The following is a 22,189-nucleotide window of genomic DNA, read 5'->3' as shown; positions in this document are numbered from 1 at the left end:
GTCTAGTGAGATGTGAAATGCCTTCTCACTAGACGGTCTTTAAATATCTAAAAAATACTTTCTTAAACATTTACTTCCAAGATTTCTAAAACTTCTTTTCCCTCTTTTTCTTTTACATCCACTAGATAACGATTCACTTTATCTTTGTGGAAAAGAATTTTTTTGGAAAGGGGTTTTCCTATTTCGGAATTGAGAATCCTTTGAATGGGTCTTGCACCCATGGCTTTGTCGTAACCTGTTTCCGCAAGATAACGAACCGCTTTTTCGGACAATTCCAAACGGATTCCCTTTTCTTCAGCTTTGCTTTGCAGAGTGCGAAACATTCTTTTAACAACAAGTTCAACGACAGGAATCGACAGAGCAAAAAATTCGATCACAGCTGTTAACCTATTTCGAAATTCGGGAGTGAATGTTCTTTCAATGGCTTTCATAGAGCGGTCATCGTACCTTTCTGTATCAAAACCGAGAAGTGGTTTAGAACTTTCTTGGGCACCTGTATTCGTTGTTAGGATTAAGATGACGTTTCGAAAGTCAGCTTTTTTCCCTGTGCTATCGGTGAGAGTTGCATGGTCCATAACCTGGAGTAAAATGTTATAGATATCTTCATGTGCTTTTTCGATTTCATCAAATAACAAAACACAATGGGGATTTTTTGTTATCGCATCTGTGAGTTGACCACCTTGATCATAACCCACATACCCAGGAGGACTTCCTATCAAACGAGATACGGAATGTTTTTCCATATACTCACTCATATCAAACCGAAGAAACTCTACTCCCATTTTTTCTGCCAAAGTTTTGGCAACTTCCGTTTTCCCTACGCCAGTAGGACCTACAAAAAGAAAACTACCAATCGGTTTTCCTTCATCACTAAGCCCTGAACGAGAATAATGAATGGCATCCACAACCTGTTCGATGGCATGATCTTGTCCAAAAACAATGGATTTGATCTCGGAATCTAAATGTTCTAGTTTCTTTTTGTCATCAGCTTTCACTGTTTTTTCTGGAATCTTAGCAATCTTTGCGACAAGAGATTCAATTTCCAAAATCCCAACTTGTTTTTTGGATTTTTCTTTCTTTTCATCACGTAACTTAACAAAGGCGCCTGATTCATCCATTAGGTCGATTGCTTTGTCAGGTAAAAACCGGTCTCGAAGATGTAAACTTGATAGATCCACACAAGCTTCAATGGCTTTTACACTATATGTCACACCATGAAAGGACTCATATTTTGGTTTTAGACCTTTTAGTATTTCAATGGCATCTTCTCTGGAAGGTTCAGTAACCTCAATTTTTTGAAACCTTCTCGAGAGAGCATGGTCTTTTTCAAAAATTGATTTATACTCTTTGTAAGTGGTGGTTCCAATACATTTGAGTTCTCCATTGGCAAGGGCGGGTTTCATTAAGTTAGAAGCGTCAAGACTTCCTCCAGACACTGCACCAGCTCCAACAATGGTATGAATTTCATCAACAAAGATGATTCGTTCGGGTTTTCCAACAACTTCTTGTAAGATGGCCTTTAGGCGTTCTTCAAATTCTCCCCTAAATTTGGTTCCTGCCATAACAAGACCCATATCCAAAGAATAAATTTCCATATTTAATAGGCTTTTCGGAACAAGACCCTTAACCACACGTTCAGCAATCCCTTCCACAATCGAAGTTTTTCCTACGCCCGCTTCTCCAACAAAAATAGGATTGTTTTTCCTACGCCGAGACAAGATATGAATGGTCCTTTCGATTTCCACTTCCCGACCAATACAAGGATCTAGTTTTCCCTGTTTGGCTCTTTCGGTAAGATTCACGCAGAACTTTTCTAAAGCAGATTTACGTGGACCAGCATCTGATTCTTCCGTCACAGTTTCTTCGGTAAACTCGGGTTCGTCGGATTCCTTTTCTTTTTTAACCCCGTGGGAAATGTATTTGATCACATCAAGCCTGTTAACTTCTTGTTTTGCGAGAAGGTAATAAGCTTGGCTATCCTCTTCCCTAAAAAGTGCGACGAGGACATTGTTTCCATCTACCTCATCTTTCCCTGAATTTTGTACATGAAAGGCAGCGAATTGAATGACAAACTGAACTCCAACAGTATAACGTGGTTGGATTTTTAAATTGGGAACTGCGATAGTGGCCAAGTCTTCTTCAAAATATTCGGTTAGTTCTTTTCTAAGGAGGTCTAAATCACAACCTACATTGACGAGAACATCTTTTGTTTTTTCATTATAAGTAAGACCATATAACAAATGTTCTAATGTAATAAATTCATGGTGGTATTTGGATGCTTCTTTTCCTGCAAGCTCCAGGCTTTTTTCTAAATCGCTAGAAAGGTTCATTCGTCCTCCTCTTTTGCCAGTTGGCATTGTAATGGATGTCCGGCATCATCTGCTAGTTTGTGCACTTCAGCCACTTTGGTTCTTGCAATGTCTAGAGAATACACCCCACAAACTGCTGAACCAGAAGTATGTGCCTTCCACATAATTTGACGAGATTCTTCCATAGATTTCCTAAAAACATTAGCCAGAACATAAACCACAAATTCCTGAGGTGTGTAATCATCATTGATGAGAATTACCTTATACCGGTCGGGTTTCTTTAATTTACGTTTCTGCTTTTCTCTTTCAAGAAGTTCTACGTTCATGTCCGTGTAGGACTTTCGTTTTGGATCTGACATTATCCCTCCCGGAGAGCCTTAATAGGAGACTGTGCATTGTAGGCGGAAATGTTTTCCCTTTCCATAACAATCTCTCGTTCCAAATAGGATTCGATGGCGGCCCGGCCTTGTTCATTATAAATATGATGCAAACTGTACATTGGAACCGCTTCATAACCGCGAAGGAATTTATGTTCTCCTTGGGCACCCGCTTCCACTCGTTCCATTTTATGTTCTATAGCGTAATCAATCAATCGGTAATAACAACATTCAAAATGCAAATTAGGGATGTGTTCGAGAGCACCCCAATACCTTCCAAATAAGAACCCATCTCGAAATACATTCCAACTTCCACCAATTGGTTTTCCGGAAAGATCTGAAGCTAGGACAAGCAGAAGTCGATGGCGGAATGTATGATACATTTCTAAAAAAAATTGACGGTTTAAGTAAGGTTGGCCCCATTTTTTAGAATGGGTATCTTTGTAAAATTCATAAAATGTATGGGCATGATCTTCTGTAATCTTATCCCCTGTCAGAGTTTGGATGTTTAGGCCTGACTCTGAAATTTTGCGACGTTCTTGGCGAATGGTTTTTCTTCTGTCCTTTACAAGAGTAGATAAAAACTCATCGAAACTCGCAAAACCCTTGTTAAACCAATGGTATTGATGAGAAAGTCTGGGAGCAAAGGAATTTTGGATACCTGTTTTTTGTTCTTCCTCTTTGCAAAATAAAAGATGAACGGAAGATGTTTCCTTTTCCTTTCCGAATTGGAGTAACTTTTGTAAAAGTTCCGAACTTAAAAAATCCCTTTCTTGTGCCGTTAGATTTGGATGAAGTAAAATTCGACTTCCCGTCACGGGAGTGAAGGGAACAGCCACCGTCAGTTTGGGGTAATAAGGAATTCCGGCCCGATGAAATGCATTGGCCCATTGAAAATCAAAAATATACTCCCCATAGGAATCACTTCGCACATAGGCAGGCAAAACCCCCCATAAAACTCCCTCCCTCCGGGAGGAGACAAGAACGGGAGTCCAATCAGAATTTCCGATGCAACCGGTCTTTTCTAATCCTGCTAGAAATTCGTATTCCTGAAAGACCGAATCAGGGGGAACCAAAAGATTCCACTCCTCTTTTTGAAAGTCTTTAAACTGATGCGAGATTCTGATCTCAAATATTTCACTCAATGTAAACCTTAGACTCTAACTGACCACATCTTGTTTGTTTTGTTTTTTCCGAATGTGGTCAAGAAGCCTTTGCAAACTAGGATTTTCGGGATCTAACTCCAAAGCGGAACTGAGAATATTCTCCGCCCGACCCAGATTTTTATCTGCCAAGTAAGTCTGGCCCAAATTAATTAAGTTTTTGACATGGCTCGGATCACGAAGGCGCACCCTTTCCCCAAAATCAATAGCCGTTTTAACATCAGCCACTTTACGCGCACAAAAGGCAGTGATGTACATAATCTCTGTATCCATTGGTTTTAATAAACTATAGTCTTTGGCCATCTTTTTGGCATTCCCATAGTCCTTTAATTTTAAGTAGAGTTGGATGAATTTCTTTTTGATTTCAGGAATATTCTCTTCTAATGAATTTGCCTCTTCCAAATAAGATACCGCTTCTTGTAAATCGGAGGATTCACTGGCCTCTTTTGCTTTCAGAAGGAGTGTTTGGATTTCTTTCAGACGTTCTTTTTCAATTTTGTAACGTTCTTTTTCTTCAATGTAAGAGACACGTAACAAAGATAAGTCGTCTGTAAGGGTTCCATAATTACGCAGTTCATCATAAATTCGGTCTAGTTCCCCTTTTCCAGATTCGACTACTTTTAAAAACAGTCTTTCATCTTCGTTGATCACACGTTTCCCATCTTCTGTGTGAGAGATGAGTAAATCGTCTCGACCATCAGAACCTGCAATGAGAATGTCTCCCGCTTCGAGTTGAAACGTTTTGATATAAAGATTTCCTTGGACGCCTGAGGTTCCTAGTTTTCTAAACATCAATTCGTTTTCGATAAAACTAGCTATTCCATCTCGGTAAAGAACCATCCAAGGATGTTCTGCGTTGATAAAGTACAATAGCCCTGTATCATTATCAATCAAACCAAGAACTAATGAAACAAGCATCGACCCATCAAAACCTTCAAAGATCTTATGAAGTTCTAAAAAGGTGTTTTTAATCCAACGTTCCGGATAAGTATTTCTTGCCTCACTTAAAAGCTGTGTCCTTGTGATGATGGATTCAAAAACAGAACCAAGTACGAGAGCCCCGCCGGCTCCTTGCATGGATTTTCCCATGGCATCAGCATTTAGAAAAACTGTATAAGACCGATTGTTTAGAAATATTTGGTTGGCAATATTTAAATCTCCACCAATTTCTTTTTCATATTGTTTGAAGGTGAACTTTTTCTTTTGTTCTAGTAAAAAATCAATCCGCACATTGTCATGTTTCGCATGATTTGCGTTAAATGGCTGCAAAAGAAGAGAAGTTAAAAAATAATCACCATCTTGTTGGTGTTTTAATGATTGTACTTCCTTCAAAGTATTTTCCAATTCTTTGGTTCGTTCTTGTACCTTAACTTCCAGTTGGTCCGCATACTGCTCTAATTTCTTTCGTGCAGCTTGGATGGAGCGAACCATTCGGTTGAAGGATCGGGCCATAAATCCGATATCATCTTCTACATGAACGATTAGGCGATGTTCCAAATTTCCAGAATTTACTTCAGTCAAACCTTCGATGATTTGTTCTATGGGCCGAAGGAGTGCAATTAAAAAGAATAATCTATATCCAAATATCACAAGAACAGCCAAAGCTAAAACGCCGATAATCCAAGGTAAAGTTACCTCTTCTTGGAATTCCCTGTAATCAACGTAAGGATATCCGACTTCATGTACAAGTCCGTTTGTTTTATCCACGATTAGATAACTTACAAAAAAAGAATATTCCGGATTGTTTTCCGTAAATTTCACACGGCCACGATAGTTTCTGTCTCCGTGATTGGGCATAGGTGAAAACATTTGATCGAGAGCAGATGATTTTTTTTCTTCAGAAAGATTAGAATCAAGAACGGAACGTGCAACTGCATAAAAACCAGAAAGTGGACCTTCTTTTTTGGAAACCAAGGACTCTGCATTCTCCGAAAAATTCTTTATCGGAATTTCTCGTAACTTGTTTCTTGTATAAAGAATTTTTCGTTTTTCCGATTCCAATTCGTGAATCAAAGATTTTGGATCGATTATTTTTTCAGAAGATAAAAGTCGTTTGATTTCCGCCGCATAACCTTTACTAGTTTCAGGGAGACTAGAAAGTAAATTTTCTGTTTTTTGATTCCAGTCCTTATTTTGTTTGTAAGAAAGAATTGTTTCTAAGGCCCAGTAATTCCAATACTCTGCTTCATAACTTTCTGGATCAACATTGGTTTCTTCCATACCCTTTTTACGAACAAATTCTTTTTGGTTTGTATCGTAGGTATAATGGAAACTAGGTACTTGGTCCGTTTCAATACCTGCAATAAAGTTTTTTGCCCGAGCGGAATGCACCATATCATAGTTAGCTTCCGATTGTTGTATAACAGAATAAGCTACAAGTTGTAAAACAAGTAAAAAGGAAGCGAGGGAAATTCCGATGATCCGGGAAATGATAGTCGTTTTATCTTTTGTATTGTTGATGTATACAACATTGGCAACAAAGAGTCCAACAACCAAAACTAGATCTGTTGTGGTTTGATAAATCCCCCGACCAATGGCCCCGTCCCTAGACTGAGCATTCATAATTCCTGGAATGATGGTGACAAGGATAAATGCAATCAAGATACTTGCCGTTGCAAATCTTGATTCTTTTGGCATTTTAAAAATCTGAATCAAAGCAATCACAGAGAAGGTCACAAAAAAACCTAAAACAATCAATGCATATGCTTTATAAAAAACTGGAACAGGGAAATCCCAGTAGTGACCACTAAAGAAATACAACCTACCAGCCGTTAGGCTTATATAAACAAAATAACCAGTAACAACCACAACAATTGTATTCATTACCCAAAAAAGATATTTTTTTAGTCTGGGAAAATAAACCTCAGGGTAACTTAAGAAAAAACTAGTTAGGTAAGAAGCTCCAGCCATCGCTCCTATAATCACAAGCCAACGCAGATAAGCCGAAGATGGTCCCATAAAGGAAAAATTAACCATATAACCAAAATGGAAAAGACCGAGCCAAAGAGTCCCCATACCCAGTTGGTAGGTGGCTTCCGATTTTTCTTTAACTGTTAAAAAAAATTGTGCATTGTAAAAAGTAAAAATAACACCGACTAGAGAGCCGAATGTATAAAAATCAAAAGCTATATTTCCCCAAGAGTTCATGGGTGAAAACCCTAACAGAAATGGAAATCATGTCAACTTTGTATTTCTTTTCTTCTTAATTTGGTACAGAAAGTATAAAAATAAACATAGGATTAAGAAGCCGATGGTTCGGTTGTAGTACGACAGCATAACAACGATTTGGTTCCAGTGCCTTCCCATAACGGAACCCCCAAGGAGCAATAGTCCACACCAAAAGGAAACGGCAATTGTGTATAAGATGACAAATTTAATGACGTTCATTTTAGACATTCCGGCCACAATGGAAACAAAGAATCGGATTCCTGCGGAAAATCGGGACAAAAGAACGACAACAATCTCATGCCGGCGAAACCACTCGAGAGTTTTTTGTAAGTTTTCCTCTTCATAGAAAGCAGAAAGAAAAGGGAACCTTGATCGTTTTAGAAAGTTTAAAAACCTTTCCCCAAAGAAATACATAACAAGGGCTCCCAAAAGGTTGCCCAAATAAGTAGCCACCACTACAGAAACAAAAGAAAGTGGCGTGCCAGGACTAGAAGTAAGAAAACCGGAAAAAACAGTGATAGTGTCCCCAGGCCAAGGGGGGAAAACATTCTCTAAAAAATTAGAGAAACAAAAAAAAGCCCAAAGTAAAAGGGGTGGTAACTCTAAAATTCGAGTCAAAAAAGCATCAAACTGTAGAAAATCCAACACAAAGAAAAAGATAAGCCTTATCACCTGATGGCAACAAAGATTTAAAAAAATGAATGGAAGGAATCGATAGTCCACCGTTTGCTTTCCGTAATGCTTCGATTTTTACCAATTTTATTGCTATTTCTCTGGGCTTGTACTCCAACAACCCAAACCGAAATCTATCGTTTTGATCAAATCATTGTGACAAGGAATCCCACAAACGCACCACCCGCCTTCCCTCAATCCTTCTTTCCAGAAAATGCAAAATTCCTTCAATCCAGTGAATTCAAAACAAGCCATATCCATACCAAAGAAGCTTATATTTTACTCGAGTCAGAAGAAACGATAGAGAACATTCGTAAACGAATTGAAAGTCGTGCGGCTCAAGGAGATTGGAAACTCATTGATAAAACAACAAAATCGGGAGAAACTACTTATTTATTGGAAGGTTTTATTAAAAAATCTCTTTCCATTGTTGTTTCCGAAAGTGGTAACTCCGCAAACTATTTACGATTTTATTTTAGAAAACATTCCAGTTACTAATTATGAATTGGATTAAAAACAAAAACGAAATCATCGTCTACCTATTATTAGGTGCTATTTTCATAGGAACCTGTCTTACTTTATTTTTTGTGTTCAAACCTTTTCTTTGGGCTAGTTTTCTTGCTTTATTATTTTATTTAACAACACGTAAGATTCACAAAAAACTAAAAAATCTTTTAGGTGTGAAGTTTCATGGACTTTCACCTTATATTATGGTTCTTCTGATGCTTGCGGGAGTGTTTATTCCTTCCTACTTGATAGTATCAACCTTAATTAGGGAATCGTTAAATCTAGTCAGTTACATTAGAAACCAACTCACTGAAGAATCTATAGTTTCTTTACTTTTAAATAGCCCGATGCTCACAGATTTTTTCACAGAGAATGAATTTTTCTGGATCAAACTTCCTTTAATGTATAGAGAATATGTAGGACAACATATGGATATCTTGAACCTAGACTCCATCTATAGTTTACTAAAAAATTCGTCTGGATTTTTGCTCGGATCTTTTGAAGTACCAGGAGCTATTATTTTCAATGCATTTTTTACCTTTATTTTGCTTTTCTTTTTATATAAAGAAGGAAGCAGAATGGAACATGCACTATTTGTTTTACTTCCCTTTCCAACGGAAATTGAGGAAAGATTAGGACGGCGTATTGAAGAAGCCATTCGCACTGTGATGATGGGAAACTTGCTCATCTCCTTAATCCAGGGAGCCCTCGTCTATGTGTTGTTACTCTTCACATCCGTTTCGAACAAGTTTTTACTTTCAAGTATAGCAACTATTTTTTCACTTATTCCCGTTGTGGGAACATCCGTTGTATGGTTGCCGATAGGTTTGTATATTGGTCTGGTCCAAGAAAACTGGACTGGTAGTGTTCTCTTTATGGTTGCCGGAGCGGCAAGTTATTTAATTTTAGAAAACTTAGTTAAACCTAAAATTTTAGACAAAAAGTTAAAAACACATCCGTTTTTAATCTTTTTATCTCTTATTGGCGGATTACAAGAGTTTGGTGTAGCTGGTATTATCATTGGTCCTATGGCTTTGACATTAGTCATTATCCTCTGGGATTTTTGGAAAATCTTTAGAGAGACACGTTTTCAAACAGTTTAGATGGAACCAATCGATAGTTCTCTTAGTGTTAGTGATGTCAATCGGCTGATCAAAGCCAAACTCCAAGACTCATCCGAATTCAAAAACATTTGGGTTCGGGGAGAGATTTCCAATCACTCTCAAACCAATAGTTCTGGGCATATGTATTTTTCTCTAAAAGATACAACAAGTGTGATAAAATGTGCCTTTTTTTCCTTCCAAGCCAAAAACTATAAAGGAACCCCTCTCCGAAATGGTATGGAAATTTTAGTGTATGGTTCTGTATCTGTTTATGAACCTGGTGGATACTATAGCCTAACCGTACAAAAGGTGGAAGAAATTGGAGAAGGAGACATCCTTCTTAAAATCGAAAAACTAAAAAAAGCCCTTTACGATAAGGGTGTTTTTGATGTCACACACAAACGCCCTCTTCCTAAATTCCCGAAACGTCTAGGGATTGTTACTTCTCCCAAGGGAGCTGCTGTGGAAGATATCATCCGCATTGCTACAGACCTAAATCCCTCCATTCAAATCCTTGTTTCCCCCTGTCTTGTGCAAGGAGACGGTGCAGAACTTTCTATCATCGAGGCGATTAAAGAAATTAATGATCCCAAATGGGAAGTGGACGTAATCATTGCTGGACGAGGTGGTGGTTCTTTTGAAGACTTAATGGCCTTTAACCAAGAAGCCGTCGTTATGGCTTATTACAATTCCAGGATTCCTATCATCTCTGCTGTGGGTCATGAAATTGATCGTGTGCTTACTGACCTTGCCGCCGATGCGACCACTCCCACTCCCACAGCTGCTGCAAAACTCGCCATTCCCAATGTTTCTGACACCCTCATCCGACTCGATGAAATGGAAGATCGAATCAAAGCCGCCTTAACCAACCTGATACGCTTAGGAAAAGAAAAATGGGCAGGAATCACGGGAAGGCCTGTTTTCCAAAACCCAAAAACATTATTAGAAGTTCGGTCCACTGCCCTTGATGAACTAATGACAAAGATTTCTTTACTGGGTAAAAATTATTTGGTAAGGAAACAAAGTGAATTTCAAAAATTTGACAGCCTTTCCCAAAATTGGAAATCTTATTTAGAAAGAATTCACAACAAATTCACACTCGCAGAACAAAGATTAGATCATTTTTCTCCGCTTGGAACTTTAAAACGCGGGTATTCAGTAGTCCGGAATAAAAACAAACAAGTTATATCTTCTATTCATAATATCAAAGAAAATGAAAGTTTAGAAGTTTTCCTTTCCGATGGGAAACTTCTGGTAGACGTAAAAGAAAAAATTTAGGAATCGAAAATGGTAGAGAAAAAAACAATTAGTTTTGAAGAAGCCCTTCGCGAATTAGAAGACATAGCTGAAAAATTAGAAAGGGGAACTCTTTCTTTAGAGGACTCGATCAAGGCTTATGAAAGAGGGATGGAGTTAAAAAAAGTTTGTTCGGAACGGCTTGTAGATGCGGAAGCTAAAATTGAATTTTTATCTAAAGCACCGAGTGGTGAAATTGTGAAATCTGCCGTCAAAAAAAAGAAGGAAGATAGTCCATCCAAACCTGCGGAAGAAGATTTATTTTAAAGAATGAGTTTTCAAGCAGTCTTCATTGTTGGTTATCTATTCATCACCATTGCCATCGGAGTTTACGCAGCAAAAAAAGTAAAAAACTCGCGCGACTTTATCTTAGCTGGTAGAAGTTTACCTCTCCCAATCTCAACTGCGGCTCTTTTTGCTACTTGGTTTGGAAGTGAAACCATCCTTGGCTCCTCTGTCGAATTTGCAAAAGGTGGATTTTTATCGGTGATCCAAGATCCGTTTGGCGGGGCACTCTGTCTTTTTTTACTCGGCCTCGTTTTTGCAAAGTATCTTTACCGGATGCAAATTCTTACCTTTGGTGATTTTTATAAAAACCGCTATGGGAAAAAAATGGAACTCATTGCAGGAGTTTGTTTGATTTTTTCCTACTTCGGTTGGGTGGCCGCACAGTTTGTAGCACTCGGAATTATGGTGCAGATCCTTTTTGGAATCAACCAATTCACAGCGATTGTCATTGGAGCCTGCCTTGTTGTTTTTTATACTTACCTTGGAGGAATGTGGTCTGTATCTCTAACGGATTTTTTCCAATCCATATCCATCATCGTGGGACTCGTCATCGTTATATACGAGTTAAACGATATTAAACCGATCTGGACTTCCATTCAAGAAAAACCAGACGGATTTTTTCGATTTTTTCCGGAATCAAATTATCACGCTTGGACACTTTACCTTTCTGCTTGGATGGTTGTTGGTTTTGGATCCTTACCACAACAGGACATATTCCAAAGGGTGATGTCAGCAAAATCTGAAAAAGTAGCAATTACCGCATCTTACCTTTCCTCCGTTTTATATCTACTTTTTGCCCTCATCCCTTTGTTTTTAGGACTCCATGCGAAAAGCCTGCTTCCCGACTTTGATTTATACGGAGAAACAGGACAACTCCTCATCCCTACAATGATTTCTAAGTTTTCCAGCCCTTGGGTTCAGGTTTTATTTTTTTCAGCCCTCATCTCTGCTATCCTATCCACTGCCTCCGGTGCAATTCTTGCGCCCTCTTCAATTCTATCTGAGAATATTCTAAAGTACGCATTCAAAGATATGAATGATAAAAAGTTACTCCTACTTTCTAGAACTTCAGTCCTTATCATTGCAGGAATTTCATTCCTTCTTGCAGTAGGAAAACCCTCTATTTATGCTCTTGTGGAAGACTCCGGCGGGATCTCTCTTGTTACGTTATTTATCCCGATGGTATTTGGTTTACTCAGTCAAAGGGCCGATGAAAGATCCGCCCTTTTTTCTCTATTTGTCGGAATTGTGACTTGGCTTATACTCGAAATGTATGGAGACGATATGACAAGCCATTTCTATGGAACCATAGCAAGTCTTATTGCAATACTTATAGGAATGTATTTCTTTCCTAAGAAAGAGCAATCGATAGAAGCCAAGTAAACACATCCTTCATTTCAATTCCCAGAGCTTTGGCTTGTTGCGGGATGAGACTCGTACCTGTCATTCCAGGAAGGGTGTTTGTTTCTAAAACATACGGCACTCCTTCACTAATAATAAAGTCTGTACGAGAATACCCCTTGCAACCAAGGATTTCGTGACATTTCAAAGTATACTCTTGTAGTTTTTTTGTGATTTCATCACCAACAGGTGCTGGAGTGATTTCTTCACTTCCTCCTTTGGTATATTTAGCTTCAAAATCAAAAAACTCAGATTTGGGTCTGATCTCTGTTGGCACTAAAGCAAAAGGAATTCGTTTTTCTCCTTCCTTTCGTTCTAAAACTCCAATCGACACTTCCGTCCCGGAAATCAACTTTTGGATGAGGACTCTATCTTCCGAAACAAAAATTTTATCCACAAGAACCATAGCTTCTTCTGGTGTTTTTGCCATTCCTGTATTTACACTCGATCCACCTAATGTTGGTTTAATGAAAACTGGAAATGAAAAAGGTAGATTCAAAACTGTTTTTCTGGCATCTGTAATTCCTTTTTCTAAATCTACAAAAGGAGCAACAGGAATTCCGATCGTTTGGAATAACAGATTGGCACGATATTTATCCATTGCCAGAGCCGATGCCAAAACTCCAGAACCTGTATGTGGGATATCTAATACATCCAAAAAACCTTGAATCCGCCCATCTTCTCCTGCTCCGCCGTGTAATCCGAGAAAGGCGGCCTGAAATCCATGTTCGAGAAGGGCAGCTCCCGTTTTTGATTCAGAAATCTGATTCGCAGAAGAAAATTCTTTTAAAAATTCGGATTCTGTTTTACCCGTTGGATCCGGGTAAATTGGATCTTTTCCTTTGGGAATCCAAAACTTTCCAGTTTGGTCAATGTAAACAGGACAAATTTGGAATTTGTCCCTATCGATTGTATTGAAAATGAAATAGGAAGAACGAATAGAAATGATATGTTCCCCGGAGATTCCTCCGAAAAGCAGTGCGATTTTGGTTTGGATCATGAAATCACTTGATTCCTTTTCTTGAAACTTGAAGATATTGAAATTACGTGGATTCCCGCTTTAAAATTCAATTCGGAATTGTTTTTTGTCTCTTCTTTCAGAGTTCCACTCTTTTTGCCAAACTTCCCAATTCCTTTACCGAAGACATTAAATCCGACTACCATCAATTTTGGTTTTTATATGAATCAGAAAAGAGAGGCCGTCAAAGTTATTTAGCCTTTCGCCCATTTTATATGGGTTTCCAAGACAAAACCTATGCCTTCCGATTTAAAAGTTACCTCTCTCCCTTTTATTATAAAGAAGAAACCAACTATTGGTATACTTGGTCATCCTTGTTTTTCTTTAGTGGGACCGGGTTCAAACACGAAGAAGGAGACGAAGATGAAGATATCCTTTTCACTCCTCTCTTTATTTGGGGTAAAGGTGAGTCTCAAAGGGAAAACTATTTTAGTATCTTTCCGATTTATGGGAAAATTAGAAACAAACTCTCTTACCAAGAGCTGAGTTATGTTTTATTTCCTGTGTATTCGGAATGGAAATATAAAACCTATGAAGCAAAATCCATCCTTTGGCCCTTTGTGATGTGGGGCGGGTCTGAAACAAGGAGTGATTTTCGAATCTTTCCTTTGTATTCAAAAAAAGAACATGAAGGAAAATACAAACGCCAATCGTTTCTCTGGCCTTTTTTTCAATGGGGAGAAGAGAGATTAGATAAAAGGGAACCCACAACCTACTCGATTTTTTTCCCGTTTTATAACAGTAAAGATTCTAGAGATGGAAATATGAAAAGTCGAGCCTACTTATGGTTTCCAATTTTGAATTCATTATTCTCTTACGGATATGACAAAAAAACTGGGCAAACCAATTATACAGCGTTATTCATTTTTTTCCAATACACAACTTCCGAAAAAAACGATACACAAAAACTTGTATTTTTTCCATTCTATGGATTTTCTTATTTTGCAAACAAAGAAGCTGAATTCATTACTCCATTTTACATCCGTTTGTCTCAAAATACTTCGCATCTAAAAGCAAGTTCGCATTTTTTGTTACCTTTTTATTCCCAAATGAAAAGTGAATATGTCCAAACAGGTAGAGAAGACTATTACTTAAAACTTTGGCCCCTATTTCGTTATCATAAAGACCCTGACGGGAATTTTGGATGGAATACTCTTGCCATCATTCCGGTTCGTTTTGAAGTAATGGAAGATGTTTGGGAGCCTATTTTTTCCATCATTGAATACAAAAGGTCCTCTAATGGAGAGAAACGTTTGCATTTGATCACAAGGCTTTATACTCATAGATGGACAGAGGAAGAAACTCATATTCATATACCGATACTCTTAGAGTATTCGAAATCACCGACAGGTTTTCGTTATGAATTAGCTTATGGTTTTTTCGGCATCGATACAAGAGATACTAAAAATAAATACAAACTCCTTTGGTGGGAACTATGAAAGTCTTTTTTTCCAAAACATTGGAACCACTACTTTATGCCGTTGGGTATACGGTCCTTCTTCTTTTTCGTTCGATTGGCCAGTCCCACCATCTCTTCTTTAAACGAAGAGAAATCTTAGAACAAATGTTTATCGCAGGTGTGGGTTCTCTTTTTGTTGTCTCCATTGTTTCCATTTTTACAGGAATGATCCTTGGTTTAAATACAGGTCTTGGACTCAGGGACTTTGGAGCCGAAGGGCAAATTGGGCTTTTACTCACCATCACCCTCACTCGTGAAATGTCTCCTTTTATGACATCTCTCATCCTGGCAGCTTCCGTAGGTTCAGCTATGGCTGCAGAAATTGGAACCATGAAGGTCTCTGAAGAAATTGATGCCTTGGAAGTGATGTCAATCAATCCGATTCGCTATTTGGTGATGCCAAGGATTGTTGGTTTTTCCCTGATGGTTCCAGTATTATGCGTGTATTCCGCCGCCTTAGGAATCTTAGGAGGTGGAATTGTAGGTCATTTCCAACTGGGAATTGATATGATCAGTTACTTCCAAGATGTCTATTATCGCATTTCATCTGTTCCTGGATTAAAAGATCTATATGTAGGACTTTTAAAAGGATATGTGTTTGGAGTTGCGATCTCTACCATTTCTTGTAGCCAAGGACTCAGGACGGAAGGTGGGGCCATTGGTGTGGGGCAAACCACAAGACAAGCAGTGGTCACTTCCTTTCTGATGGTCATTTTTTCGGGTTATGTGTTAACGGCTTTATTTTATAAATGAAGGAAAGTATGGAAACCTTTGCCATTGAAATGAAAAACGTACATAAAACTTTCGGAAAACGAAAGATTTTACAAGGTATGAACATACAGGTAAAAAAAGGAGAGACTATGGTCATCCTTGGTCCTTCCGGAACAGGAAAGTCTGTGAGTCTCAAACACATCACGGGCCTTCTAGACCCTGATGAAGGAGACTGTTATATTTTCGGTGAGTCCATTGTACATGGAAACGAAAAAAAAAGAGAAGAACTTAGGTCCAAACTTGGCGTCTTATTCCAGTCAGGTGCCCTTATCAACTGGCTCACAGTCTATGAAAATGTCGCTCTTCCCCTACGAGAACATAAAATTGCCAGTGGTGCCGAACTTGATCGGATCGTTATGGAAAAATTAAAATGGTTGGATCTTGTTCCCGCTAAAGACACATTACCGAGTAATATCTCGGGGGGGATGAAAAAACGTGTTGGCCTTGCCCGAGCTCTTACATCACAACCTAAAATCGTGTTATACGACGAACCAACATCGGGCCTTGATCCTGTTATGTCCAATGTCATTAATGATTTAGTCATTCGATTGCAAAAAGAACTTGGTCTTACGTCCATTGTGGTTACACATGACATGAGTTCTGCATATAGGATTGCTGACAGGATTAGTTTTCTCTACGAAGGGAAAGTTTTGTTTTGTGGGACCTCTGAAGAGATCCAAAAATCTGCAAATCCCGTCATCCAACAGTTCATTCATGGAAATACAGTCGGCCCAATGATTCTCGATCATTCTGAATTAAAAAAAGGAAAATCCAATTGACTTTGCCTTTCACTTTAGGAGAACTTTAGGGAATGCCTACCATAGGTCGTGCTCTCATCGTTGGACTTCTGTTTATCTTTTCTCTTGTGGCTGTGGGTTATTTCACAATTGTCACAGAAGGTGGTCCTTTTCAAAAATCGGGATACCAACTTCCCGTTTATTTTCCTGATGCGGAAGGTATCAAAATCGGAAACAAAGTCACCATCCATGGAGTTCCCTTTGGATATGTTTCTAAAATTCGATTGGTGCAGATCGACGAATATGGAACCCTTCTCCCCGACGGCGAGACAGGAATTGGAACCAAGGTAGAACTCACCTTGCTTTTAAAAGGGAAAGTACAACTCTTCTCGAATTACGAAATCACAATTAAGAACGAAAGCCTTTTATCGGGTCGTGTGGTGGCCCTGGACCCCGGTTCCAAGTTTCCCGTGGATCCAAAAACGAAAGAATATATGCTCGCGGAACCTGCTCTCACCAAAGTGGAAATCTCTCCCAGATCAGGAAAACTCATGCCCATCCAAGGAAAGGTAACCCAAGACCCACTCGTCTCTCTTTCCGAACTCATCGCCGAGAATCGTTCTGACATCCGGAAAACAGTGCAAAATATAGCCAATATCACAGGGAAAATCAACGAAGGACAGGGAACCCTTGGAAAACTGATCAACGAAAGTGATGTCCACAAGTCCGTAAACACAACGCTCGGTGATGCCCAAGTGGTTTTGAAAGAACTAAGAGAAGGCCTTGAAGATACGAGAGAACAAGCTCCGGTGACTAGTTTCATTCGCTCCGCACTCAGTGCTTTTTAAGCACTAACACGTAAAGTACGACCCAATTTGTAGCAAAAATCTTGGGATTGGCGCACAAAAAGGGCCGTCACATTCCCACCACATTGTTGTAAAAAGGAGACATTTTTTTGACTTGGACTACCGGTTTTGGAATTGTCCCTACCCCCTTTTCTACAAATTTGTAAGTAGGAACTGATTATGGTAACGGCGATACACAGAAAAACGATCCAAAACTCCATCACATTACGGGGAATTGGGGTTCATTCCGGGAAAATGGTAACCTTACGGCTCCATCCGGCAGAAGCAAATACAGGACTTATTTTTTATCTCTACAAAGGCACCCAAAAGATTCGCATTCCCATCTCCCTCGACCATGTAGTCGACACAAGTAACGCCACGACCATAGGCGATGGAAGTTCCAACCGAGTGCAAACCATCGAGCACCTTCTCGCCGCAGTCCACACTCTCGGCATTACTGATTGTATTTTTGAAATTGATTCCGTCGAAGTTCCAATTATGGATGGTTCCTCCCTGCCGTTTTGGGAAGGAATCCGCTCAGCAGGAATCCGGGTTTTGGATGAAACCATAGAACCCATTACCATTTCCAACCCGATTTGGGTTGTGGACGGGGACAAGTACCTCGTCATGTTACCTTCAGACGAACTCAAAGTCACTTACAGCATCGATTTCAACCACCCCCTCCTCAGAGGACAATCTTACACCACTACCCTCGACGAATCCATTTTAGGAACAGACATCCTTCCTGCCCGAACTTTTGGCTTTTTGAAAGATGTGGAAGCTCTCCAAGCAAGAGGACTTGCTATGGGTGGATCCCTCGACAATGCAGTCGTTTTGACAGATGACGGGTATTTAAACGAAACCTTACGTTATGACAATGAATGTGTTCGCCACAAAATTCTGGATCTGATCGGAGATTTGGCTGTGATGGGAAGACCTTTCCGAGGCCATTTGATCGCTTCCAAAGCCGGTCATGCTCTAGACATCTCTCTCGCAAAATGCATTATGAGTCAAGTTACCGGAAACGAACTCACTCAGTTCAAAAGCAGAAGGATCCCACTTTTCGCTAAAAAACAAGCCACTCGTTAGAATCCCTCGTTTTTTACTTTCCAAACTGAGCCAAAGCCAAAAGTATTTTTGGCAAAGGGAAGGATGGAAGAAAAAACCACATTCAAGGGCATTTCTGCCTATCCAGGCACAGTTTACGGTAAGGTTTTCCGCTGGAAACAGTTCAAACGGAAACGGGAAGACCGGACGGATCTATCTCCTGACGAAATCAAAGAAGAAGTGGAACTTTTAAAAAAAGGACTACTCAAAACCGAAGAAGATCTAAGCGAACTCGTTCAAAAATCAAAAACAAACCGCGAACTTTCAGAAATCCTAGAATCCCAAATCGTCTTTTTGAACGATCCCTTATTTCGTGCCCGAGTTTTTGAGAGAATTGCACAAAACAATGAATCGGCGGGTCTTGCCCTAGAAACAGCCGTTAGTTCCTTATATGATGAATTCCAATCCATTCCTGATGAATTCTTCCGGGAACGGGCAGACCATATTTTAGATATTGGAAAACGGATTGAATCCAATCTCTATCCAGACAAAGCAGCTGACCAAACAAAAATTCCTGATGATGTCATCCTGATTGCCAAAGAAATCACTCCATCCGAGATGATCCAACTTGGTAAATGCCGACTTCGGGGAATTGCCACTGACTTCGGTGGAAAAACGGGCCATACTGCCATCATTGCCAGAAACTATGGAATCCCAACCATCGTGGGTTTAAAAAACATCACCTCACATGTAGAAGATGATGATTATATCTTGTTAGATGCAACGAAGGGAATCTTAAATAGATCCCCTGGAATCGATGAAATCAAACTTGCTGGGATCAGGAGTGAAATCCATAAAGTCCAACCAGTTCGAGAAATCAGCGACGGCCCAAAAATTATCAAAACCAAAGATGGGAAAAAGTTTTCCCTCCGTGCCAATATTGATTCCGAAGAGGAAGTGGATTTGGCTTTTGAACAAGGTGCCGATGGGATTGGTCTTGTTCGGACAGAAATTTTATTCATACGATATGTAGAATTCAAACCTACAGAAGAAGAACAATTTGCTGTTTACAAACGAATTTTATTGAAGATGGTTGGTCGTCCCGTTACGTTTCGTGTTTGGGATATAGGTGCGGATAAAATGGAAAATGGATATGAAGAAGCCAATCCATTTCTAGGAAATCGCGGGATTCGTTACCTGCTAAGACACCCTCATTTTTTTAAAGAACAACTAAGAGCACTACTCCGAGCGAGTGAATTTGGAACCATGCGGATCATGTTACCTATGATCACAACTCTTTCTGAAATTTTGCAAACAAAGATATTAGTGGCTGAATGTTTAGAGGAACTAAAAACCTCAGGACTTGTGATTACCAAAAAAATCCCCATCGGAATTATGGTAGAAACCCCTGCTTGTGCTTTGAACCTACCTTTTCTTGGAAATCATGTGGATTTTTATAGTGTAGGGACTAATGACCTTTTACAATACTTACTTGCAGTCGAACGTAACAACCATTTGGTGGGGGATTTATACAACCCTTGGCAAGTGGTATTTCTACTACTGTTAAAGAACATTGCGGATGTTGCCAATTCCCAGAAAAAACCAATTAGCATTTGTGGGGAAATTGGTAGTGATCCTATGTTTACGGCGGTTCTTATTGGACTCGGATTTCGGGATTTGAGTTCTGCTTTGCCATTAATGCGAGAAGTGGGTGAAAAAGTTCAGGAAATTTCATCTTGGAAGGCAAAACTTCTCGCCGAACAAGTGATTGGTCTTGCCGGCGAAGAAAAATTTGAAGAAATAGAAGCATTGGTTTTAGAAACAAAAGGGTAAGATCATTCTCTATTGAATTGTATTTTTCTAATCTACTGAAAACTCGTTTCCAATTGTTTCTTTTTATTTTTTCCCTTTGATTTTAACCGCTTATCTTTTATTTTTTCTTTAATTCGTTCAGATTGAATTTGGAGCTTCCTTTCCTGTTAACAAAGCTAAGATGGATTTCTTTTTGATCAGATAAATTCCGTACAAAAGGAAGGCACCAAAAAAGGAACAGATCACAAAAAATCCATAAAAGTTTGCCATACTTCCCCACTGGTTTTGGTACCCAGAAAGGATACCGGCAGCGTAATGTCCAAAGGCATTTGACAAAAACCATATCCCCATAAGGACAGAGGCATATTTGGTCGGTGCCATAAAACTAACAAAAGATAATCCCACAGGAGAAAGGCAAAGTTCACTTAAGGTATTCCAAAAATAAACAAACACTAAAAAAAGAATCGATACAGCAACGCCTGTTTCCGCATACTTTGCTGCCACCACCATCACCAAAAAACCGATCCCAAGTAAAACAAGGCTTAAGACAAATTTCATAACAGGATTTGGATTTTGATTCCGTTTGGATAACGCAGACCAAAGGATAGAAACAAGAGGTCCAAAAATTAAGATAAACAGGGGATTGATGGATTGTAAAACAGAGGCCGGAACTTCGAATCCAAAAAGATACCGATCCGTATTCCTTAAAGCAAATAGATTCAGTGAGGAACCCATTTGTTCAAACGCCATCCAAAAGAAAATACTAAAAAAAGAAAGTAGGACAATCAGTAAAATTTTAGGTTTTGTTTGTTTGTCATCCAGATTTAAATTTACAGCCGTTAACTGGTAACTTTCTTTTTTCCAAATGGAATCAGGCAATCGTTTGCTACCGAAATAAAAAACAACCATTCCTATGGCCATCCCCACACCAGCAGATAAAAAACCCAAATGCCAATCCACTCGCTCCCCTAAACTACCACAAATGATAGGACCAATGAGGCCACCCAAATTGATTCCCATATAAAAAATGGTAAACCCGCTATCCCGTAAACCTGGTTTTCCATCGTATAACCTACCAAAAATGGTGGACATATTCGGTTTAAAAAAACCATTTCCTAAAGCTAATAAAACAAGACCCAAATAAAAAAAAGACAAATCAGAAAAAGCCAAAGAGATATGGCCACATAACATTAAAAAACTTCCTAAATAAATAGAAAATTGATAACTAAGGAATCTGTCTGTTAAATATCCGCCAAGAACAGGCGTTAGGTAAACAAAACTAGTATAAAAAGCATACACAGCTCCAGCATCTGCATCAGAAAATCCAAGTGACTTTACTAAATACAAAACAAGCAGTGCCCTCATGCCATAATAACTCAGTCTTTCCCACATTTCTGTGAGAAAAAGTGGAGTGATCCCTTTGGGATGAATGTGAGATTCTACTTGGTCGATTTGGTTCTGCTTTTCCAAATGGTTTCCTCTTCTCCGATAGAAAAATTCACATAACGAGCTGCCGCAAATAAATAGTCAGAAAGTCGATTGAGATAGATTCTTAAATCAGAATGGATTTCTCCACCTGACTCAATATACACTAATAAATTTCTCTCTAACCGCCTACAAATGGTTCTACCGATATGAAGTGCACTTGCCATAGAAGAGCCCCCAGGCAAAATAAAAAATTTAATTTCAGGAAGAACTTCCATCAAACGATCAATTTCTTTTTCTAAACTTTCAACATCGGACGCGTGAACCACAGTTCCCTCTTTTGAATCTCTGGGCACATAACCAGCAAGTTCCGAGCCAATTTCAAAAAGAAAACTTTGAATGTTTTTTATGTGATCGAGAAATATCGGCTCCAAAGTTAAATCTTTAGCAAAGGAAAGTGCAAGGCCAATGGTGCTATTCAATTCGTCACAACTTCCGTAAAGGTCAACCCTTGGATCTGTTTTGGAGACCTTGATTCCAGAGGCAAGATAGGTTTGACCACCATCGCCAAATTTGGTGTAGATTTTCAATTTCTCGCTCCTTAAAACTCTAAATTTTCTTTACAGGCTTATTTTTTTTGGTATAGAATATTCTGGAAAGGCAAAATTCACAGAAGAACCAAGGGCAGGCAACCCCTTCTCTTCTCGATGAGAACGGATTTCTCTGGGAAGTGATTTTTACTTTTCTCCGCATGTAGGGAAACAAGCGGGTCATGGACACACAGGAGGGTG

19 protein-coding genes are annotated in these 22,189 nt (G+C 39.1%); 11 read left to right on the top strand and 8 right to left on the bottom strand.

From position 1 onward, the window contains the following. Positions 1-62: 62 nt before the first annotated feature. Genes clpA through EHQ49_RS13545 form a run of 5 tightly spaced genes read right to left on the bottom strand, consistent with a single transcriptional unit; the run spans position 63 to position 7,635 of the window. Positions 63-2,330 (bottom strand): ATP-dependent Clp protease ATP-binding subunit ClpA, encoded by a 2,268-nt coding sequence (gene clpA / locus EHQ49_RS13565; protein ID WP_135580201.1) that lies wholly within the window; start codon positions 2,328-2,330, stop codon positions 63-65. Then, positions 2,327-2,668 (bottom strand): ATP-dependent Clp protease adapter ClpS, encoded by a 342-nt coding sequence (gene clpS, locus EHQ49_RS13560; RefSeq protein WP_135580200.1) that lies wholly within the window; start codon positions 2,666-2,668, stop codon positions 2,327-2,329. Before clpS ends, clpA begins: the two co-directional genes overlap by 4 nt. After that, entirely contained in the window at positions 2,668-3,831 is a 1,164-nt protein-coding gene (locus EHQ49_RS13555) for a GNAT family N-acetyltransferase (RefSeq protein WP_135580199.1), read from the bottom strand. Before EHQ49_RS13555 ends, clpS begins: the two co-directional genes overlap by 1 nt. 15 nt (positions 3,832-3,846) lie before the next feature. Then, complete coding sequence (locus EHQ49_RS13550) at positions 3,847-6,996, bottom strand: PP2C family protein-serine/threonine phosphatase (protein ID WP_135580198.1); 3,150 nt, start codon at positions 6,994-6,996, stop codon at positions 3,847-3,849. Positions 6,997-7,023: 27 nt separating this feature from the next. Next, complete coding sequence (locus EHQ49_RS13545) at positions 7,024-7,635, bottom strand: DedA family protein (protein WP_244241486.1); 612 nt, start codon at positions 7,633-7,635, stop codon at positions 7,024-7,026. Between the two features lie 120 nt (positions 7,636-7,755). On the opposite strand from EHQ49_RS13545, the gene EHQ49_RS13540 reads away from it, so the two are divergent. Genes EHQ49_RS13540 through EHQ49_RS13520 form a run of 5 tightly spaced genes read left to right on the top strand, consistent with a single transcriptional unit; the run spans position 7,756 to position 12,266 of the window. Beyond that, positions 7,756-8,187 carry a hypothetical protein gene (locus EHQ49_RS13540; protein WP_135580743.1) on the top strand — a complete coding sequence of 144 codons (432 nt, stop codon included), beginning with the start codon at positions 7,756-7,758 and terminating at the stop codon, positions 8,185-8,187. A gap of 2 nt (positions 8,188-8,189) precedes the next feature. Next, on the top strand, positions 8,190-9,299 hold the full coding sequence (locus EHQ49_RS13535; protein WP_135580197.1) for an AI-2E family transporter: 1,110 nt from the start codon (positions 8,190-8,192) through the stop codon (positions 9,297-9,299). After that, a complete protein-coding gene (xseA, locus tag EHQ49_RS13530) occupies positions 9,300-10,577 on the top strand; it encodes an exodeoxyribonuclease VII large subunit (RefSeq protein ID WP_135580196.1) in 1,278 nt (425 codons plus the stop codon). A gap of 9 nt (positions 10,578-10,586) precedes the next feature. Continuing rightward, complete coding sequence (locus EHQ49_RS13525; RefSeq protein WP_135580195.1) at positions 10,587-10,862, top strand: exodeoxyribonuclease VII small subunit; 276 nt, start codon at positions 10,587-10,589, stop codon at positions 10,860-10,862. 3 nt (positions 10,863-10,865) lie between these two features. Further along, positions 10,866-12,266, top strand: a complete 1,401-nt coding sequence (locus EHQ49_RS13520) for a high affinity choline transporter 1 (RefSeq protein WP_135580194.1) — start codon at positions 10,866-10,868, stop codon at positions 12,264-12,266. Here the strand turns inward: EHQ49_RS13520 and EHQ49_RS13515 are convergent. After that, entirely contained in the window at positions 12,235-13,284 is a 1,050-nt protein-coding gene (locus tag EHQ49_RS13515; protein WP_135580193.1) for a D-alanine--D-alanine ligase, read from the bottom strand. The genes EHQ49_RS13520 and EHQ49_RS13515 overlap by 32 nt on opposite strands. 47 nt (positions 13,285-13,331) lie before the next feature. Between EHQ49_RS13515 and EHQ49_RS13510 the strand changes: the two genes are divergently transcribed. The 6 genes from EHQ49_RS13510 (at position 13,332) to ptsP (ending at position 19,994) form a co-directional block, all read left to right on the top strand. Further along, on the top strand, positions 13,332-14,741 hold the full coding sequence (locus EHQ49_RS13510) for a hypothetical protein (protein WP_135580192.1): 1,410 nt from the start codon (positions 13,332-13,334) through the stop codon (positions 14,739-14,741). Further along, on the top strand, positions 14,738-15,514 hold the full coding sequence (locus EHQ49_RS13505; RefSeq protein WP_135580191.1) for an MlaE family ABC transporter permease: 777 nt from the start codon (positions 14,738-14,740) through the stop codon (positions 15,512-15,514). The genes EHQ49_RS13510 and EHQ49_RS13505 overlap by 4 nt, the downstream gene beginning before the upstream one ends. Positions 15,515-15,522: 8 nt before the next feature. Beyond that, positions 15,523-16,311, top strand: coding sequence for an ABC transporter ATP-binding protein (locus EHQ49_RS13500; RefSeq protein ID WP_135580190.1), 789 nt, complete (start codon positions 15,523-15,525; stop codon positions 16,309-16,311). A gap of 32 nt (positions 16,312-16,343) precedes the next feature. Next, a complete protein-coding gene (gene mce, locus EHQ49_RS13495; protein ID WP_135580189.1) occupies positions 16,344-17,117 on the top strand; it encodes a mammalian cell entry protein Mce in 774 nt (257 codons plus the stop codon). Positions 17,118-17,294: 177 nt separating this feature from the next. Further along, on the top strand, positions 17,295-18,203 hold the full coding sequence (gene lpxC, locus EHQ49_RS13490) for a UDP-3-O-acyl-N-acetylglucosamine deacetylase (protein ID WP_135580188.1): 909 nt from the start codon (positions 17,295-17,297) through the stop codon (positions 18,201-18,203). 63 nt (positions 18,204-18,266) lie between these two features. Further along, positions 18,267-19,994 (top strand): phosphoenolpyruvate--protein phosphotransferase, encoded by a 1,728-nt coding sequence (gene ptsP / locus EHQ49_RS13485; RefSeq protein ID WP_135580187.1) that lies wholly within the window; start codon positions 18,267-18,269, stop codon positions 19,992-19,994. Positions 19,995-20,111: 117 nt separating this feature from the next. On the opposite strand, the gene EHQ49_RS13480 is transcribed toward ptsP, so the two are convergent. After that, complete coding sequence (locus EHQ49_RS13480; RefSeq protein WP_135580186.1) at positions 20,112-21,443, bottom strand: peptide MFS transporter; 1,332 nt, start codon at positions 21,441-21,443, stop codon at positions 20,112-20,114. Beyond that, a complete protein-coding gene (locus EHQ49_RS13475) occupies positions 21,413-21,988 on the bottom strand; it encodes a cob(I)yrinic acid a,c-diamide adenosyltransferase (protein WP_135580185.1) in 576 nt (191 codons plus the stop codon). Before EHQ49_RS13475 ends, EHQ49_RS13480 begins: the two co-directional genes overlap by 31 nt. Positions 21,989-22,189 lie beyond the last annotated feature (201 nt).

The organism is Leptospira perdikensis, from assembly GCF_004769575.1.
Taxonomy (GTDB): domain Bacteria; phylum Spirochaetota; class Leptospiria; order Leptospirales; family Leptospiraceae; genus Leptospira_A; species Leptospira_A perdikensis.
The sequence above is the reverse complement of the archived record's forward strand: the minus strand, read 5'-3'. Positions and strand labels throughout refer to the sequence as shown.

Excerpts from the sequence above, each read along its gene's own strand:
- clpA (WP_135580201.1), bottom strand. The coding sequence starts at position 2,330 with ATGAACCTTTCTAGCGATTTAGAAAAAAGCCTGGAGCTTGCAGGAAAA.
- clpS (WP_135580200.1), bottom strand. The coding sequence starts at position 2,668 with ATGTCAGATCCAAAACGAAAGTCCTACACGGACATGAACGTAGAACTT.
- EHQ49_RS13550 (WP_135580198.1), bottom strand. The coding sequence starts at position 6,996 with ATGAACTCTTGGGGAAATATAGCTTTTGATTTTTATACATTCGGCTCT.
- EHQ49_RS13540 (WP_135580743.1), top strand. The coding sequence starts at position 7,756 with ATGCTTCGATTTTTACCAATTTTATTGCTATTTCTCTGGGCTTGTACT.
- EHQ49_RS13535 (WP_135580197.1), top strand. The coding sequence starts at position 8,190 with ATGAATTGGATTAAAAACAAAAACGAAATCATCGTCTACCTATTATTA.
- xseA (WP_135580196.1), top strand. The coding sequence starts at position 9,300 with ATGGAACCAATCGATAGTTCTCTTAGTGTTAGTGATGTCAATCGGCTG.
- EHQ49_RS13525 (WP_135580195.1), top strand. The coding sequence starts at position 10,587 with ATGGTAGAGAAAAAAACAATTAGTTTTGAAGAAGCCCTTCGCGAATTA.
- EHQ49_RS13520 (WP_135580194.1), top strand. The coding sequence starts at position 10,866 with ATGAGTTTTCAAGCAGTCTTCATTGTTGGTTATCTATTCATCACCATT.
- EHQ49_RS13515 (WP_135580193.1), bottom strand. The coding sequence starts at position 13,284 with ATGATCCAAACCAAAATCGCACTGCTTTTCGGAGGAATCTCCGGGGAA.
- EHQ49_RS13505 (WP_135580191.1), top strand. The coding sequence starts at position 14,738 with ATGAAAGTCTTTTTTTCCAAAACATTGGAACCACTACTTTATGCCGTT.
- EHQ49_RS13500 (WP_135580190.1), top strand. The coding sequence starts at position 15,523 with ATGGAAACCTTTGCCATTGAAATGAAAAACGTACATAAAACTTTCGGA.
- mce (WP_135580189.1), top strand. The coding sequence starts at position 16,344 with ATGCCTACCATAGGTCGTGCTCTCATCGTTGGACTTCTGTTTATCTTT.
- lpxC (WP_135580188.1), top strand. The coding sequence starts at position 17,295 with ATGGTAACGGCGATACACAGAAAAACGATCCAAAACTCCATCACATTA.
- ptsP (WP_135580187.1), top strand. The coding sequence starts at position 18,267 with ATGGAAGAAAAAACCACATTCAAGGGCATTTCTGCCTATCCAGGCACA.